This window comes from Mycobacterium kansasii ATCC 12478, from assembly GCF_000157895.3.
Taxonomy (GTDB): Bacteria; Actinomycetota; Actinomycetes; order Mycobacteriales; family Mycobacteriaceae; genus Mycobacterium; species Mycobacterium kansasii.
Genome location: NC_022663.1, coordinates 2,738,618 through 2,755,395 on the forward strand (window position 1 = coordinate 2,738,618; position 16,778 = coordinate 2,755,395).

Consider the following 16,778-nt stretch of genomic DNA (forward strand, 5'->3'; position numbering starts at 1 on the left):
GCTCTCCTCATCGGTACTTTGGTCGGCCCCGAGCCGGTCCGGCTCGGCCCCGCGTACCTGCTGTCCACTGTAATGGTCGGCCCGCCAGGGTTCATAACCTTGCGGTGCCTAGCGGCTCCGGGGCGCGGACCTCTGTCCGCGTTACACCTCTTATTTCAGAACCGCACCACATCAACGAGGAGAATCGCCGCTATGTTTCCGGTGCCGACCGGCGGCGAGTTCGCCACCAGCGAAAGCGACACAGCACCGGCGCCCAAGCGGGAGCCTGGGCGCCGGTGTGAGCGATTGCTAAGTTGCGGCGTGGAACGCGTCGATGACGTCGGCCGGGATGCGACCACGAGTCGACACGTTGTGTCCATTGCGACGCGCCCATTCCCGGATCGCGGCACTTTGTTCGCGGTCGATCGCGCCGCGGCCGCGGCCGGAGCCGGAACGCCCGCGCCGGCGTCCGCCGACACGACGGCCGGCCTCAACCCATTGCTTCAAGTCGCCGCGCAGTTTCGCGGCATTCTTAGAAGAAAGGTCAATCTCATAGGTCACCCCGTCAAGCCCGAATTCGACCGTTTCGTCGGCGGCGCCGGAACCGTCGAAATCGTCGACCAAGGTGACGGTTACTTTCTTCGCCATTGGCTTACCCTCGCGTTTCTTCCCGTGCAGTTACCGTGCAGGATGGATAGACTCCCCGGTCACTAATCTGCCATAAGAACGTGAAATGCACAATCTGGACACATCGGCGGGCAGTTCAGTTGGAGTGCGGTCGAACAATCGGGAACAAAACTGTCTCCCTAATTGACAGCCCGGTCAAAGCCATCAACAACCGATCGATACCCATTCCCGTTCCGGTGCACGGCGGCATCCCGTACTCCAGGGCTGCCAGAAAATCCTCGTCGAGCAACATCGCCTCGTCGTCGCCCGCGGCCGCGGCGCGGGCCTGGTCAGCGAGTCTATCCCGCTGTACCACCGGATCGTTTAATTCAGAGTACCCGGTGGCCAGTTCGACTCCGTGCAGGTAGAGGTCCCACTTCTCGGTTACCCCGGCGATACTGCGATGCTGGCGGGTCAATGGCGTTGTCTCTACCGGAAAATCCTTCACAAATGTGGGTGCGGTCAACGTGTTGCCCACGGTGTGCTCCCAGAGTTCCTCGACGAGTTTGCCGTGACGGTAGCCACCCTTGTCCAGAATCTCTTCATCCAGTCGGCGCGCGATCTCACGTAACCGATCGACCGAGGTCTGCGGTGTGATCTCTTCGCCGAGTGCCGCCGACAGGGAGGAATACATGTGGATTGTCGCCCATTCTCCGTCGATGTCGTAGACACTGCCGTCGGGCATCGGAAGTTGTCGGGTGCCGATCGCCTCGTCGGCTACCTCTTGAATAAGCTCCCGGGTGACCACTGCGGAATCGTCATAGGTTCCATAGGTCTGGTAGGTCTCCAACATCGAGAATTCCGGGGAATGTGTAGAATCGGCGCCTTCGTTTCGGAACACCCGATTTAGTTCAAAGACCCTGTCGAAGCCGCCGACTATGCAACGCTTGAGGAACAGTTCCGGCGCGATACGAAGGTAGAGGTCCATGTCGAGAGCGTTGGAATGGGTGACGAACGGCCGGGCGGCCGCGCCGCCGGCCAGCGTCTGCAACATGGGCGTCTCCACCTCGACGAACCCCCGGCGTTCCAGCGCATTCCGTATCGCTCGGATGACCGCAATCCGCTGCCGGGCTACCCCCCGCGCCTGCGGACGGACGATCAGGTCGACATAGCGCTGCCGTACCCGCGCCTCCTCGCTCATCTCCTTGTGCGCGACGGGCAGCGGCCGCAGCGACTTGGCGGCCATCCGCCAGGAGTCGGCGAGAACCGACAATTCGCCTCGCCGTGAACTGATCACCGTGCCATGCACGTACACGATGTCGCCCAGATCGACATCGGCCTTCCACGCGTCGAGCGCTTCCCGGCCGACCTTGTCGAAGCTGATCATCACCTGTAGCCGGGTGCCGTCGCCGTCCTGGAGTGTCGCAAAGCACAGTTTTCCGGTGTTGCGGGCGAAGACTACCCGGCCCGCGACACCGACGATGTCGTCGGTCGTGGTGTCGACGGGCAGGTCTGGGTGGGCGGCGCGGACCTCGGCCAAGGTATGGGTGCGTTCGATGGCAACGGGGTAGGGGTCATGCCCTTCTGCCAATAGCCGAGCACGCTTGTCCCGACGGATCCGGAACTGCTCGGGAATCTCTGTCTCGGCCGAGTCCACGACGTGCCAGCTTAAGGGGTCGAGTCTGCGCTCACGGCAGTGAGCCTGCGCTGACGGTGTGACTGCCGGCTCGCGGCGCGCGCTGTACGCAGACTCGCTGCGGGTTCTAGCGCGCGCTCTTCAACCGGCCCCCTTGGGCGTCGCGGTTTCGTTCGAAGACGAGCCGCAGCCCGTGCAGGGTCAGGTACTGGTCGTAGTGGTCGACGGTATGCAGTTCCGGCAGCAGCAGCGGTGCGGTGTGCCCGGTCGCCACGACCGCGACATCGTCGGTGGCGGAGAAACCCTTGACGTCTTCGCGGATGCGTCCGACCAAGCCGTCGACCAGCCCGGCGAAGCCGAACACCGCGCCAGCCTGCATGCATTCGACGGTGTTCTTGCCGACGACCGAACGCGGCCGAGTCAGCTCGACGCGGCGCAGAGCCGCCGAGCGGGCGGCCGCGGCGTCGGAAGACACCTGCACGCCGGGTGCGATGGCACCGCCGAGGAATTCGCCCTTGGCCGACACCACGTCAACGCAGATCGACGATCCGAAATCGACGACGATGGCGGCCTTACCGAACTTGTGATGCGCCGCCAGGCAATTCACTATCCGGTCGGCGCCCACTTCTTTGGGGTTGTCGACCAACAGCGGGATACCGGTGCGCACCCCCGGTTCGATCAGCACGTGCGGGACCGACGGCCAGTACTGGTCGAGCATGATCCGCACCTCGTGCAGCACCGACGGGACCGTGGACAGACCGGCCGCGCCGGTGAGCCGCTCGGAGTCGTCGCCGATCAGACCGTCGATGGTGAGCGCCAATTCGTCGGCCGTGACTTCGGATTCGGTGCGTATCCGCCACTGCTGCACCACCTTTGCGTGCTGCTTGGCTCCGGACAGCAGGCCGACGACGGTGTGGGTGTTGCGGACGTCGATTGCCAGCAGCACGGCTACCGTGCACCCATCCGAGGGTTCATCAGCTCGGCGGCGTTGTCGGGGACATAGGCCGGATCGCTGCCCAGGTCGATCTGTTTGTTCCGGGCGTCGACGAACACGATCCGCGGTTTGTAGGCACGCGCCTCGGCATCCGACATGGTCCCGTAGGCGATCAAGATCACAAGGTCGCCCGGGTGCACGAGGTGAGCCGCCGCACCGTTGATCCCGATGACGCCGCTGCCGCGCTCACCGGTGATCGCATACGTGACGAGGCGGGCCCCGTTGTCGATGTCGACGATGGTCACCTGTTCACCCTCGAGCAAATCGGCGGCCTCCATCAAATCGGCGTCGATGGTCACCGACCCGACGTAATGCAAGTCCGCCTGCGTCACCGTCGCACGGTGGATCTTCGACTTCAGCATTGTCCGTAACATCAATTCCTCCAAGGTGATTGGGCATAGTCAGCCCGCGACTCGTCCGGCCCGAGGGTGCCGGCGAAATTTCGGATCTGGATTTCCACGTTGTCCAGCAGCCTGGTGGCGCCGACGCGCGCCGCGACCAGCAGCCGGGCTGATCCGCTGACGGGCGCCGGGCCGAGCCCGGTGTCACGCAACTCCACATAGTCGACCGCGATCCCAGGCGTGGCGTCGAGCACCGCGCGAGCCGCGTCCACCGCGGCACGGGCACCGGCGCCGGACGATGCAGCCGCATGTGCCCCGGCCGTCAGCGCCGCCGACAACGCCACAGCCGCTTCCCGCTGGGCAGGTTCCAGGTAGCGGTTGCGCGACGACATCGCCAGCCCGTCGGCCTCACGCACGGTCGGCACCCCGACCACCTGCACGTCGACGTTCAGGTCCGCGACCAGCTGCCGGATGAGCACCAGCTGCTGGTAGTCCTTCTCGCCGAAATAGGCCCGGTCGGGCCGGACGATCTGCAGCAGTTTGAGCACCACGGTCAGCACCCCGGCGAAATGGCCCGGCCGCGCGATCCCTTCCAGGTCGGCGCCCAGCGGCCCGGGTTGCACGGTGGTGCGCATCCCGTCGGGGTACATCGCCGCGGCCGTCGGCGCGAACACGATCTCCACCCCTTCGGCACGCAGCTGCGCCATGTCGTCCTCGAGGGTGCGGGGGTAGGCGTCGAGATCCTCGCCGGCGCCGAATTGCAGCGGGTTGACGAATATCGACACCACCACCACCGATCCGGGCGTCCTCTTGGCCGCCCGCACCAGCGCAAGATGGCCGTCGTGCAGCGCGCCCATCGTGGGCACCAACATCACTCGCCGGCCGGTGTGCCGCAGCGCCCGGCAGACGTCGCTGACCTCACGCGGCGCCGAGTACCGGTTGAGTTCGCCGGGGTTGAAGCTGACTTTCATCGCGCCAACACCTCGACGACGTCCTCGGGAGCATGCGCCCGCTGCGCGGTCCGCAACGCGTTCACCCGATAGGCGTGGGCCAGTTGTGGGTCGACGCCGGTCAGCGCTGCCAGATGCCCGGCGACCGCGGCCGCATCACCACGCGCGATCGGCCCGGTCAGCGCGGCCTGCCCACGCTGCAGCGTGTTCTCCAGCGCCGCGCGGGCCAGCGGTCCGACGATGCGTTCGGCGATTCCCCCGGGCTGGTCGTCGACGCACTGCTGGCCCAGCAGTTCGTCGCCGCGCAGCCCGGCACGCAACGCCTCGAGAGCGTCGGCAAGGACCGTCACGATGTGGTTGCTCGCGTGGGCCAGCGCCGCATGGTAGAGGATGCGGGCGTCCTCGCGGACACTGAACGGCTCCCCGCCCATTTCCAGCACCAGCGATTGGGCAATCGCATAGCCGACGCCGTCGGCCGCAGTGATCCCGAAGCAGGTATCCGGCAGCCGGCTGATGTCCTCGTCGGACCCGGTGAACGTCATCGCCGGGTGAATGGCCAGCGGTATGCAGCCCTGCCGGGTCAGCGGTGCCAGGATCCCGACCCCGTTGGCGCCGGAGGTGTGCGCCACAAGTGTCCCGGGCCGGATCGCCGAGGTGGCCGCCAAGCCGGACACCAAACCCGCCAGCTCGCTGTCGGGCACCGTCAACAGCAGCAGCTCGGCCGCGGCAGCGACGTCCGGCGGTGGCAATACCGGCGTATCGGGCAGCCGGCGCCCGGCCCGTTGCAGCGACGCATGGGAGACGGCGCTGCATGCCACCACGACGTGGTCGGCGCGCTCCAGCGCCACTCCTAACGCGGTGCCTACCCGGCCGGCGGAGATGATCCCCACTTTGAGCCTGGCCGGGCGCAATCCGTCGAACTGCACCATCGCAGACGACCTCACAAGTTTCTTTCGTTCGTTCCAGTCCCTTGACTGAGCGGGTACCGGACGGTCACTAGAACTGTAGTCGATCAGCCGCTGCGGCGGCGACGCCGCCCGCCGCCCGACGGCTGGACCTGCAGCCGGGCCAGCAGGTCCGCGACCGACTGACCACCGGTTTGCGCGTCGGAGCCATGTGCTCCCACCGCGGGCTCCGGCTCCGGGCTGCGATGGCGGGCAGCCGGTTCCGGAGGCGGCGGCGCGGCCAGGCGAGGCGGCGGCGGGGCAGTGGGCCGCTCAGGTACCGGTGTAGGCGGAGGTGGGACGGCGGAGGGAGGCGGAGCAACAACCGGACTTGGACCGTCCGCTCTCGAGGCGGCTCCCAGGCTCCCCACACCATGGTCGCGGTACTCAGTCGAATGGCGAGATCGTGATCGGCGACCACCGTAATCTCCGGGCACCTCGACGTGGCCCAGGCTGATGTCCCCCTGATCTTCTTCCGGTCTGGTATGCCGGTAACGCCGTCGGCGGCCCGCCGGCTGGGCAGTTGGCGCGGCGGCGGGTTCCCCGGGCGCCCAGTGGCTGCCGGGCGCCCCGGGCGGTAACCACTGTCCATCGGCGGCGACAGGTTCCCACGATGACGGCTCCGGCTGTGGCGGCGGAGCCGGCGGTGGCCGGTGACGAGGCTCATCCCGCGGACCGGGCGGAGCCGGCGCGGTTTCATAGGGCAGCCCGACCCGCTCGGCGGAGTGTTTCGTTCCGGCGGGCTCGGCGGACGGCGGCAATGGTCCCGCTGGCGAAACATCCCGGTCGTCGTATGGGGGCATTCCCACCTCGGGCACGTCGATGATCGCTTCCTCGGCACGGTTGACCGCTTCACCCGGGCGAACCACCGCGACCCGGTCGATGGATACCCAGTCGGCAGACGGGCCCCGCCCATTCTGGACCCGATCGGCCACCGCACGTGAACGGCGCGCCTCTGTTGCCCCCGTCTTGTCCATGGGCTCCAGCGCCGGACGGTGTTCGAAGTCCGTGTCGAACAGGATCTCCAGACTGGTCCGCAACGCGGTCAGTTCCGCTCGTAGCGCGGCCACCTCGTCGGCGGCCGCAGCGCGCAGTTCGGCGGCCAGCTCACGCCGCAAGTGCGACTCCACCGTCAGCTCGTACTCGCGGCGAGCCGAGATTTCGCGATCCAACTGCAAGTCGTAAACCAGCTTCAGATCGCGTGCCCGTGCCTGCTCCGCATCGGCTTGGCGGCGGTACAGCACCGACACGAAAGCACCGGCGACGGCAGCCCACAGCGCCAGGATTACCGCGAGCTTGAGTAGTTCCACCCGGTTGGTGAAAACCAGTGCCGAACTGGCCGCAATCGCGAGGACCAGCAACGTCGTCAAGAGCACCCAACCCGGCCTGCGGCCGCCGCGCCGGACCCGGGCGCCGCGGGACAGAACGGTCATGGCCTGACTGTACCCGGGCGGCGCCGTCCGCGTGTCGCGCCGGTCCGGCGATTCTTCAGCCGATTCGACGAGGCCGCCAGCAACGTCGGCGAGCGATGGCGAGCAACCGGTTAGGTTTCGGCCCCCTCGCCGCCCTCGGTGGGATCCGGCGGAGACTTGCAGCAATGTTGCAGCCACAGCGCGGCAACCACCAACGCCAGTGCGCTGCCGGCCGCCACGACGGTTCCGGTGGTGTCCTCGACGGCCACCCGCTGCCATGACCGCCGCGGCAACAGGTACACCAGCACCCCGATCCACCAGCCCAGCACCAGGGCGCCGACCCACGCCGACGCCTTGGCGACCATCAGACTGCGGGCCACCGCGAGCGGGTGCAGCCGGCCGGGCCCGTCGCCGATCTCGCCGTCACCGATTTTGGTGCGGACGTAGCGAGCCCACAGCGCCTCGGCGATCGCGACGCCGAGCAGCGACAGCCCGGTCCACACCGTGATTTGCGGAAACCACCGGAACAGCGCGATGACCAGCGGATAACCCACCACCGCAGCCGCGATCACCGCGGCCATCAGATCGCGTTTGCGGGTGGGGCCCATCAGTTACCCAAGGTCAGGGGCGTCAACCGGACACTCGCCCGATCGGCGGGCTCCAGCTCGGCCAGCAGCTCGGCGACGGGTCGCGGACCGTCCGGCAGCGGCACTTCGGCCGCCGGATCGACGTCCAGCCACGGGATCATCACGAAGGGCCGCAGGTGTGCCAGCGGATGCGGCAGCCGCAGATCGCTGTCGTCGGAGAGCACGTCCACCCGGCCGGACGGGGTGATCTCGGCGCAGGTGACCAGGTCGACGTCCAGCGTTCGCGGACCCCACCGCTCGTCGCGCATCCGGCCCGCGGCCCGCTCGAACTCGTGAGCCCGGCACAGCCACGCGTGGCAGTCACGATCCGGGTCGTCGGCAATCAGCACCGCATTGAGAAACGGATCCTGCTCGATGCCGCCCCACGGGTCGGTCTCGTACACCCGGGACGCGGCGACAAGCGCATCACCGAGCCCGTCGACGACCGACCGAAGATGCGCGAGGCGGTCACCGAGGTTCGAGCCGATCGACAGCACTACCCGCGTCATACCGCCCCGCCCGCGGATACCACCGAACCGCGGCCGCCACGCCGCGACCGCCGGGTCACCACCGCTATGTCGGCGAACGGCAGCGGGATGGGGGCCTGCGGCTTGTGCACCACCACCTCGACGGCGTGCACGCGCTGGTCTTCCATCACCTCGTCGGCGATCTCGGCGCCGACCGTTTCGATCAGGTTGCGCGGTGTCCCGCCGACGATCTCGCTGGCCCGCTGCGCCAGCCCGATGTAGTCGTAGGTGTCGGCCAAATCGTCGCTGCGGGCGGCGTCGACCAGATCGATCCACATGGTGATGTCGACGATGAAGCGCTGCCCGGCCACCCGCTCGTGGTCGTAGACGCCGTGTCGACCGTGGACAATCAAGCCGCGCAGCTCAATTCGGTCAGCCATCGCGCCCGGTCCCTTCAACTCGCTGCCATGCTTCGACCACCTTGAGGGCGTCGACCGTTGCCCGCACATCGTGTACCCGCACGCCCCAGGCCCCGTGCAGGGCCGCCAGCGCCGAAATCACCGCCGTGGCCGTCTCGCGCCCGGCAGGCGGGCGGGTGGCGCCGTCGGGTCCGGCGAGCAGGCTACCGAGAAAGCGCTTGCGCGACGCACCCAGCAACACGGGAAAACCGGTGGCGACCAACTCCGGCAGGGCATGAAGAAGTGCCCAATTGTGTTGTCCCGTCTTGGCGAATCCAAGCCCCGGATCGATCACCAGTTTCGCCGGATCGACGCCGGCGGCTACCGCGTCGTCAACGGCCGCCAGCAGCTCGGCGCGCACTTGCGCCACCACGTCGCCGTATTGGGGCACCTGGTGCGGGTTGGCCGCCGACACCGGCCGCCAGTGCATCAGCACCCACACCACCCCGGCTTCGGCCACCAACGGCGCCATCGCCGGATCGGCCCGGCCGCCCGACACGTCGTTGACCAGCTGCGCGCCGTTTTCCAGCGCCGAGCGCGCGACGTCGGCATGCATGGTGTCGATACTGACCGTAACGCCTTGTGCGACAAGTCCTTTGACCACCGGTACGACGCGGGCCGTCTCGACACCCGGGTCGACGCGGGCCGCGCCGGGCCGAGTGGACTCACCACCGACGTCGACGATGTGTGCGCCGTCCGCAACCAGCGCCAGACCGTGCTCGACGGCACCGCCGGCATCGAGGTAACGCCCGCCGTCCGAGAACGAGTCGTCGGTGACGTTGACGACACCCATGACCTGCACAGGCGCCGGGCTCACTTACGAAGGATGAGATCGAGCGCTTCGGCTCGAGAAGCGGCATTGGTCTTGAACTGGCCGCGTACCGCTGACGTCGTCGTGATCGCACCGGGCTTGCGGACCCCGCGCATCGCCATGCACAGATGCTCGGCCTCGACGACGACGATGACCCCCCTGGGTTCCAGCTTCTTCACCAGCGCGTCGGCGATCTGGCTGGTCAGCCGCTCCTGCACCTGCGGCCGCTTGGCATACAGGTCTACCAGCCGGGCGATCTTGGACAGCCCGGTCACCCGGCCGTCCTCGCCCGGGATATAGCCGACGTGGGCCACACCGTGGAACGACACCAGATGGTGTTCGCACGTGGAGTACATCGGTATCTGCTTCACCAGTACCAGCTCGTCGTGGTCTTCGTCGAACATGGCGTTGAGCACCGCGTCGGGATCGGTGTAGAGCCCGGCGAAGATCTCCTTGTAGGCGCGGGCGACGCGTGCCGGAGTGTCCCGTAAACCGCCCCGGTCCGGGTCCTCGCCGATGGCGCACAGCAATTCACGAACGGCGGCTTCGGCGCGCGGCTGGTCGAAAGCCCGCGGGAGGGAGGACGTGGGGCGGGAATCCAGCTGCGTCATGGGAATCCTCCGTTTCGTCAGCCGTGCGCCGACGGATTGGACCGGCTGACGTCTTTATTCTGCTGGTCGGACGGCTCGTCGGAGTCCGGTTCGGATTTTTCCGGCAGGCGATAACCAGGCGCCGGCTGCGGCCGGCTGGGCGACGACGGTGGTGGCGGCCATCCTGGAGCGTGCCAGTCGGCCGGTGCACCGTAGTCGGGCTGGTAGGCGGATCTGTCCCGGTCCAAACCGTTGGCGCCGCCGGCTCCTGACTGGGCAGCCTGTGCTGCTTCAGCTGCGCGGGTAGCCCGCGCGATGGCTTCCTTGAACGCCGGCTCTTTCAATGGCGGCGGCCATGGCTCGCCGCGTTCCATGGCGAGCTCACCGGGTGTCTTGATGGGCGGCTTGTCCGAGGGAATCCGGCCGCCGAAGTCGTCGAACACGGTGAGCCGGGGCCGCTTTTCGACGTTGGCGAAGATCGCCTCCAGCTCGGGCCGGTGCAGGGTTTCCTTTTCCAGCAGCTCACCCGCCAGCGTGTCGAGCACGTCGCGGTATTCGGTGAGGATCTCCCACGCCTCGGTGTGCGCCGCCTCGATGAGCTTGCGCACTTCCTCGTCGATTTCGCGGGCGACCTCGTGGGAGTAGTCGGACTGGGTGCCCATCGAGCGGCCCAGGAACGGGTCGCCGTGCTCGGTGCCGTACTTGACCGCCCCGAGGCGCGCGCTCATGCCGTACTCGGTGACCATCGCGCGGGCCACCTTGGTCGCCTGCTCGATGTCGGACACCGCGCCGGTGGTCGGCTCGCGGAATACGAGTTCCTCGGCAGCACGACCGCCCATCGCGAACACCAGCTGAGCGATCATCTCGGAGCGGGTCCTAAGGCCCTTGTCCTCCTCGGGCACCGCGACCGCGTGACCACCGGTGCGCCCGCGGGCCAGGATGGTCACCTTGTAGACCGGGTCGATGTCGGGCATCGCCCAGGCCGCCAGGGTGTGTCCGCCCTCGTGATAGGCGGTGATCTTCTTCTCGTGCTCGCTGATGATCCGCCCTTTGCGGCGTGGGCCGCCGATCACCCGGTCCACCGCCTCCTCCAAGGCGGGACCGGTGATGACGGTGCCGTTCTCCCGGGCGGTCAGCAGCGCCGCCTCGTTGATGACGTTGGCCAGGTCGGCGCCGGTCATGCCGACGGTCCGTTTGGCCAGCCCGTCCAGGTCGGCGTCCGGGCCGATCGGCTTGCCCTTGGAATGCACTTGTAGCACCGCACGGCGACCCGCCAGGTCCGGGTTGGTCACCGGGATCTGCCGGTCGAAGCGGCCGGGCCGCAGCAGCGCCGGGTCCAGGATGTCGGGCCGGTTGGTGGCCGCGATCAGAATGACGCCGGCACGCGGGTCGAAGCCGTCCATCTCGACCAGGAGCTGGTTGAGCGTCTGCTCGCGCTCGTCGTGGCCGCCGCCCAGGCCGGCGCCGCGCTGGCGGCCCACCGCGTCGATCTCGTCGACGAAGATGATGCAGGGGTTGTTCTGTTTGGCCTGATCGAACAGGTCCCTGACGCGCGAGGCGCCGACACCGACGAACATCTCGACGAAGTCCGAGCCGGAGATGGTGAAGAACGGCACTCCAGCCTCACCCGCGACGGCGCGGGCCAGCAGCGTCTTGCCCGTTCCGGGCGGACCGTACAGCAGCACACCCCTGGGGATCTTGGCGCCCAGCGCCTGGTAGCGGCCGGGGTTCTGCAGGAAATCCTTGATCTCGTAGAGCTCCTCGACGGCCTCGTCGACTCCGGCAACGTCGGCGAACGTCGTCTTGGGCATGTCCTTGTTGAGCATCTTGGCCCGCGATTTGCCGAACCCGAAGCCCATCCGTGCGCCACCCTGCATGCGGGAGAACATCACGAACAGCCCCACCAGCAGCAGCAGGGGAAGTACATAGACCAGCAGCTCACCCAGGATGCTGCCCTGGTTGACGACGGTGCTGACCTTGGCGTTCTTCGCGGTCAGCGCGTTGAACAGGTCGACGGCGTAGCCGGTGGGGTATTTGGTGATGACCTTGTCGGATCCGTCGGTGTCGTTGTTGCCCTTCTTCAGGGTCAGCCGCAGCTGCTGCTCACGGTCATCGATCTGCGCGCTCTTGACGTTGTCGCTGTTGATCTGAGCCACCGCCACCGAGGTGTCGACGGGCTTGTAACCGCGGGTGTCGTCACTGAAATAGAAGAACGACCAGCCCAGCAGCACCACGACGGCGATCGCCGTGAGGGTGCGGATCACGTTTTTTCGGTTCATCGATCATCGGCCGTGTCGGCCAGGTCCTTCCGGATTCACGCAGCTGGAAATGTCAAGGTTACCGCCCCGTGGCGATCGCAAGCCCAGCGCAGCTGGGCGCAGCGGCTCGCCACCATCGTTCCCGTGGCGATCGCAAGCCCAGCGCAGCTGGGCGCAGCGGGTCGCCACCATCGTTCCCGTGGCGATCGCAAGCCCAGCTCGGTTGGTTCCACGCTGGGCGCAGCGGGTCGCCACCATCGTTCCCGTGGCGATCGCAAGCCCAGCGCAGTTGGTTCCGAGCTGGGCGCAGCGGGTCGCCACCATCGTTCCCGTGGCGATCGCAAGCCCAGCGCAGCTGGGCGCAGCGGGTCGCCACCATCGTTCCCGTGGCGATCGCAAGCCCAGCGCAGCTGGGCGCAGCGGGTCGCCACCATCGTTCCCGTGGCGATCGCAAGCCCAGCGCAGCTGGGCGCAGCGGGTCGCCACGGTACCGCCCAGACAACGACCGACGTTCCCGGTGAGATCCCGAACACGGCCCAGATGTTGGTCACACCGGCGCCAGGGCCAGCGACCAGTTGCCTGACTCCGGCCACCAGACCGCGCTTGCTCGCGCGGATCCGCACCGGCTACTCGTAGTAGCGCGCCTCGATCACGTTGCCGTCCGGATCAGCGAAGTAGTAGCCCTGCGGCGCCCAGCCCCGGGCGCCGAAGCTTCGGTTCAGCCGCGCGCCGGTGTCGACGCCGGCTGCCTGTAGACGTCGGTCCAGTGCGTCGTACTCGGCCTTCGACATTGCGATGCAGACGTGGTTGACCGGATATCCCGCGCTGCCGGCGACCCTTGTCATCGACTCGGTACCGGCCGCATTTTCCACGGCAATGAGGTCGATGATGGCGTCCTCGCACACCCGCACACTCGGAAACGGCGCTTCTCCCGCCTCGAACTCGTCGAACCGCACCGGCATCAGCCCGACCACCGTGGTGTAGAAATCCATCGCCGCCCGCACGTCTTTTGTCCACAGCACTACGTGGTCCAGCCGCATCAGCCGATGATGCGCGACGCGGGTCACGATTTCCAGTCTGCGATTTCGCCTGACGTGCCGACTCGTGCACCCAACGTGTAACTGCTGCGAGATTCTGGCCGGATTTTCACGCCAGCTTCACAGTCGGCGAAGCCTTACCCGAATGGGCCCTTCCCGGCCCGGTGCCGTTGTGATTTGGTGAGACGGTGGCTCAATCAACCGAACGGTTAGTAGACACCAATGGTGTGCAGCTGCGGGTGGTCGAGGCCGGAGACCGCGGCGCACCCGTGGTCATTCTGGCCCACGGATTTCCCGAACTCGCCTACTCCTGGCGCCACCAGATCCCGGCCCTGGCCGACGCCGGCTACCACGTGCTCGCTCCGGATCAACGTGGGTACGGAGGCTCGTCACGTCCCGAAGCGATCGAGGCCTACGACATTCACCAGTTGACGGCCGACCTGGTGGGGCTGCTCGACGACGTCGGCGCCGAACGCGCTGTCTGGGTGGGTCACGACTGGGGCGCGGTCGTGGTGTGGAATGCGCCGCTGCTGCACCCCGACCGGGTCGCCGGTGTCGCCGCATTGAGCGTTCCACCGTTGCCCCGCGCCCAGGTGCCGCCCACTGAGGCGTTTCGCAAGACGTTCGGAGAGAACTTCTTCTACATCCTTTACTTCCAGCAGCCGGGTGTAGCCGATGCGGAGCTCAACGGGGATCCGGCCCGCACGATCCGCCGGATGATCGGCGGTTTACGGCCACCGGGCGACCAGGGCGCGGCATTGCGCATGCTGGCGCCCGGACCCGAGGGCTTCATCGACCGCCTTCCGGAACCGGATGGGCTGCCGGACTGGATCAGCCAGGACGAACTGGACCACTACATCAGCGAGTTCACTCGCACCGGGTTTACCGGCGGGCTCAACTGGTATCGCAATTTCGACCGCAACTGGGAGACCACCGCCGAGCTCGCCGACGTCAAAATTGCGGTGCCGTCGTTGTTCGTCGCCGGGACGGCCGACCCGGTCCTGTCCTTCACCCGCACCGACCGCGCGTCGGAGGTGATCGCCGGTCCCTACCGCGAGGTGCTGATCGACGGTGCCGGGCACTGGTTGCAGCAACAGCGGCCCGACGAGGTGAACGCGATACTGCTCGAGTTCCTCGAGGGGGTGGACTGGTGACGGGAGTTCCGCTGCGTTTCGGGGTCTTCATCACGCCGTTTCACCCGACCGGCCAATCCCCAACGGTCGCTTTGGAATACGACATGGAGCGCGTCGTCGCGCTGGACCGCCTGGGTTACGACGAAGCCTGGTTCGGTGAACACCATTCCGGTGGCTACGAGCTGATCGCCTGCCCGGAGATCTTCATCGCGGCGGCGGCCGAACGGACCAAGCACATCCGGTTGGGTACCGGGGTGGTCTCGCTGCCCTACCACCACCCGTTGATGGTGGCCGACCGCTGGGTACTGCTCGATCACCTGACCCGGGGCCGGGTCATGTTCGGCACGGGCCCCGGCGCGCTGCCGTCGGACGCCTACATGATGGGTATCGATCCGATCGATCAGCGCCGGATGATGCAGGAGTCGCTGGAGGCGATTCTGGCGCTATTCCGCGCCGGGCCGAGTGAGCGCATCGACCGCCATTCCGACTGGTTCACCCTGCGTGAGGCGCAGCTGCACATCCGGCCGTACACCTGGCCGTACCCTGAGATCTCAACGGCGGCAATGATTTCGCCGTCCGGACCAAGGCTGGCCGGAGCGCTGGGCACGTCGCTGCTGTCGCTGTCGATGTCGGTGCCCGGCGGGTATGCGGCACTGGAGAACACCTGGGGAGTGGTGTGCGAGCAGGCCGCCAAAGTCGGACGGGACGAGCCCGATCGCCGCGACTGGCGGGTGCTGTCCATCATGCATTTGGCGGACACCCGGGACCAGGCCTACGACGACTGCGTCTACGGGTTGCCTGATTTCTCGAAATATTTTGGCGCAGCGGGGTTTGTCCCGCTATCCAATACCGTGGAGGGAACACTTTCCAGCCGGGAGTTCGTCGAAGAGTATGCAGCCAAGGGCAATTGCTGCATCGGCACACCTGAGGACGCGATCGCCCATATCGAGGACCTGCTGGACCGGTCGGGAGGCTTCGGAACCCTGCTGTTGCTCGGCCACGACTGGGCCGCACCCAAGGCGACCTTCCACTCCTACGAACTGTTCGCCCGCAAGGTGATTCCGTATTTCAAGGGTCAGCTCGAAGCGTCCCGCGCCTCGCACGAGTGGGCCAAGGGCAAACGTGAGGACTTGATCGGCCGCGCGGGCCAAGCCGTCGTCAAGGCCATCAACGAGCACGTGGCCGAGCACCAGCATGGTGAGAGCTGATGCGCGCCTCGGTGTTACGCAATGGGCGAATGGTATACCGGGACGACGTGCCCGAACCGGCGCCCGGCCCGGGCCAGGTGCTGGTCAAGGTGCTGGCATGCGGAATCTGCGGTTCTGACCTGCATTTCGCCGCGCACGGCGAGGAGATGCTGGCGCTTACCGATGAGATGACACGTGGTGCCGGTCGGCGTGATGTCGACCTGAAAAGTGACGTCTTCATGGGCCACGAATTCAGCGCCGAGATACTCGAAGCGGGCCCCGATACCGAAACCCATCCGCCCGGAACGTTGGTCACGTCGATTCCGGTGTTGCTGTCGGCCAAGGGTTTCGAGCCAATTATCTACAGCAACGACACAATCGGCGGCTATGCCGAACGGATGCTACTTTCGGCCCCGCTGCTGCTGCCCATTCCCCGTGACCTGAACCCCAAACATGCGGCCCTCGCCGAACCCATGGCGGTGGGGCTGCACGCGGTCAACAAGTCGGGCATTGTGCCCGGCGAAACGGCCCTCGTGCTCGGTTGCGGTCCGATCGGCATGTCGATTATCGCGGCACTTCACCTGCGTGGTGTCGAAACCATTGTGGCATCGGATTTTTCGTCGAAACGACGGGAACTGGCCACGACGATGGGCGCGCATCGGACGGTGGACCCGGCGCAGGGCTCGCCATTCGACACCGTCAAGGCTGCAGTGGTTTTCGAGGCGATCGGCGTCCCCGGGATCATCGACGACGCGTTGCGGCGGGCCCGGCCGGGCACACGGCTGGTCGTCGCAGGAGTGTGCATGCAGGCCGACACCATGCATCCGTTCTTCGCGATCGCCAAGGAGATCAATATCCAATTCGTGCTCGCCTATGGCCCGGACGAGTTCGCCGAGTCGCTGCGTGCGATCGCCGAGGGCGATATCGACGTCAGCCCGCTGATCACCGGGGAGGTCGGCCTCGACGGGGTCGGCGCGGCCTTCGACGACCTCGCCGACCCCGAACGGCACTGCAAGATTCTGGTCACGCCCGAGGCTTAGGCCCAGCTGGAACCGACCGCGCCGTCGGTCTGCGCCATATTGGCACCGGCCGCTTGCACATTGGCGCCGTGAGTATTGGCCTGCTCGTAGATGACCTGGAAGTTGCGGCCCAATTGGGTGATGAATTCCTGGCAGGCCGACGACCCGGCGCCGCCCCAAAAGTCTCCGGCCGCAAGGACGTCGCGAACGATGGCCTGGTGCTCGGCTTCCAGCGAGGCGGCCTGTGCGCGGATGGTGGCGCCGTGGGCGTCGACATCGCCGAACTGGTAGCTGATTGTCATGTCGGTGTTCTCCTGTCGTGGAATCGGC

18 protein-coding genes are annotated in these 16,778 nt (G+C 67.0%); 3 read left to right on the forward strand and 15 right to left on the reverse strand.

The window, feature by feature from the left end:
• Positions 1-288 precede the first annotated feature (288 nt).
• The 14 genes from lsr2 to MKAN_RS11865 all read right to left on the reverse strand — a co-directional run bounded on the left by lsr2 (position 289) and on the right by MKAN_RS11865 (position 13,112).
• Entirely contained in the window at positions 289-627 is a 339-nt protein-coding gene (gene lsr2, locus MKAN_RS11800; RefSeq protein ID WP_023368518.1) for a histone-like nucleoid-structuring protein Lsr2, read from the reverse strand.
• A gap of 115 nt (positions 628-742) precedes the next feature.
• Entirely contained in the window at positions 743-2,242 is a 1,500-nt protein-coding gene (lysS, locus tag MKAN_RS11805) for a lysine--tRNA ligase (RefSeq protein WP_023368519.1), read from the reverse strand.
• 106 nt (positions 2,243-2,348) lie between these two features.
• Complete coding sequence (locus MKAN_RS11810) at positions 2,349-3,167, reverse strand: type III pantothenate kinase (RefSeq protein WP_023368520.1); 819 nt, start codon at positions 3,165-3,167, stop codon at positions 2,349-2,351.
• Between the two features lie 2 nt (positions 3,168-3,169).
• A complete protein-coding gene (gene panD / locus MKAN_RS11815; protein ID WP_023368521.1) occupies positions 3,170-3,589 on the reverse strand; it encodes an aspartate 1-decarboxylase in 420 nt (139 codons plus the stop codon).
• Positions 3,589-4,527, reverse strand: a complete 939-nt coding sequence (gene panC, locus MKAN_RS11820) for a pantoate--beta-alanine ligase (RefSeq protein WP_023368522.1) — start codon at positions 4,525-4,527, stop codon at positions 3,589-3,591. The genes panD and panC overlap by 1 nt, the downstream gene beginning before the upstream one ends.
• The gene (locus tag MKAN_RS11825; RefSeq protein ID WP_023368523.1) at positions 4,524-5,435 is read right to left on the reverse strand and encodes a Rossmann-like and DUF2520 domain-containing protein; all 912 of its coding nucleotides are present in this window, start codon (positions 5,433-5,435) and stop codon (positions 4,524-4,526) included. Before MKAN_RS11825 ends, panC begins: the two co-directional genes overlap by 4 nt.
• A gap of 83 nt (positions 5,436-5,518) precedes the next feature.
• Complete coding sequence (locus MKAN_RS11830) at positions 5,519-6,883, reverse strand: DUF6779 domain-containing protein (protein WP_023368524.1); 1,365 nt, start codon at positions 6,881-6,883, stop codon at positions 5,519-5,521.
• 110 nt (positions 6,884-6,993) lie between these two features.
• A complete protein-coding gene (locus tag MKAN_RS11835) occupies positions 6,994-7,470 on the reverse strand; it encodes a DUF3180 domain-containing protein (protein WP_023368525.1) in 477 nt (158 codons plus the stop codon).
• The gene (folK, locus tag MKAN_RS11840) at positions 7,470-7,997 is read right to left on the reverse strand and encodes a 2-amino-4-hydroxy-6-hydroxymethyldihydropteridine diphosphokinase (protein WP_023368526.1); all 528 of its coding nucleotides are present in this window, start codon (positions 7,995-7,997) and stop codon (positions 7,470-7,472) included. Before folK ends, MKAN_RS11835 begins: the two co-directional genes overlap by 1 nt.
• Positions 7,994-8,395, reverse strand: coding sequence for a dihydroneopterin aldolase (gene folB, locus MKAN_RS11845; protein WP_023368527.1), 402 nt, complete (start codon positions 8,393-8,395; stop codon positions 7,994-7,996). Before folB ends, folK begins: the two co-directional genes overlap by 4 nt.
• On the reverse strand, positions 8,388-9,230 hold the full coding sequence (gene folP, locus MKAN_RS11850; RefSeq protein ID WP_023368528.1) for a dihydropteroate synthase: 843 nt from the start codon (positions 9,228-9,230) through the stop codon (positions 8,388-8,390). Before folP ends, folB begins: the two co-directional genes overlap by 8 nt.
• On the reverse strand, positions 9,227-9,835 hold the full coding sequence (gene folE / locus MKAN_RS11855; protein WP_023368529.1) for a GTP cyclohydrolase I FolE: 609 nt from the start codon (positions 9,833-9,835) through the stop codon (positions 9,227-9,229). Before folE ends, folP begins: the two co-directional genes overlap by 4 nt.
• Positions 9,836-9,852: 17 nt before the next feature.
• Positions 9,853-12,093 carry an ATP-dependent zinc metalloprotease FtsH gene (ftsH, locus tag MKAN_RS11860; protein ID WP_023368530.1) on the reverse strand — a complete coding sequence of 747 codons (2,241 nt, stop codon included), beginning with the start codon at positions 12,091-12,093 and terminating at the stop codon, positions 9,853-9,855.
• A 605-nt stretch (positions 12,094-12,698) separates the two neighbouring features.
• Complete coding sequence (locus MKAN_RS11865; RefSeq protein ID WP_036394595.1) at positions 12,699-13,112, reverse strand: VOC family protein; 414 nt, start codon at positions 13,110-13,112, stop codon at positions 12,699-12,701.
• 185 nt (positions 13,113-13,297) lie between these two features.
• On the opposite strand from MKAN_RS11865, the gene MKAN_RS11870 reads away from it, so the two are divergent.
• The 3 genes from MKAN_RS11870 to MKAN_RS11880 are packed head-to-tail and all read left to right on the forward strand — an operon-like array spanning position 13,298 to position 16,469.
• Positions 13,298-14,263, forward strand: a complete 966-nt coding sequence (locus tag MKAN_RS11870; protein WP_023368532.1) for an alpha/beta fold hydrolase — start codon at positions 13,298-13,300, stop codon at positions 14,261-14,263.
• Positions 14,260-15,450: an LLM class flavin-dependent oxidoreductase gene (locus tag MKAN_RS11875; RefSeq protein WP_023368533.1), complete on the forward strand. Its 1,191-nt coding sequence runs from the start codon at positions 14,260-14,262 to the stop codon at positions 15,448-15,450. Before MKAN_RS11870 ends, MKAN_RS11875 begins: the two co-directional genes overlap by 4 nt.
• The gene (locus MKAN_RS11880) at positions 15,450-16,469 is read left to right on the forward strand and encodes a zinc-binding dehydrogenase (RefSeq protein ID WP_023368534.1); all 1,020 of its coding nucleotides are present in this window, start codon (positions 15,450-15,452) and stop codon (positions 16,467-16,469) included. The genes MKAN_RS11875 and MKAN_RS11880 overlap by 1 nt, the downstream gene beginning before the upstream one ends.
• On the opposite strand, the gene MKAN_RS11885 is transcribed toward MKAN_RS11880, so the two are convergent.
• A complete protein-coding gene (locus MKAN_RS11885) occupies positions 16,466-16,750 on the reverse strand; it encodes a WXG100 family type VII secretion target (RefSeq protein WP_023368535.1) in 285 nt (94 codons plus the stop codon). The genes MKAN_RS11880 and MKAN_RS11885 overlap by 4 nt on opposite strands.
• Positions 16,751-16,778: the final 28 nt, after the last annotated feature.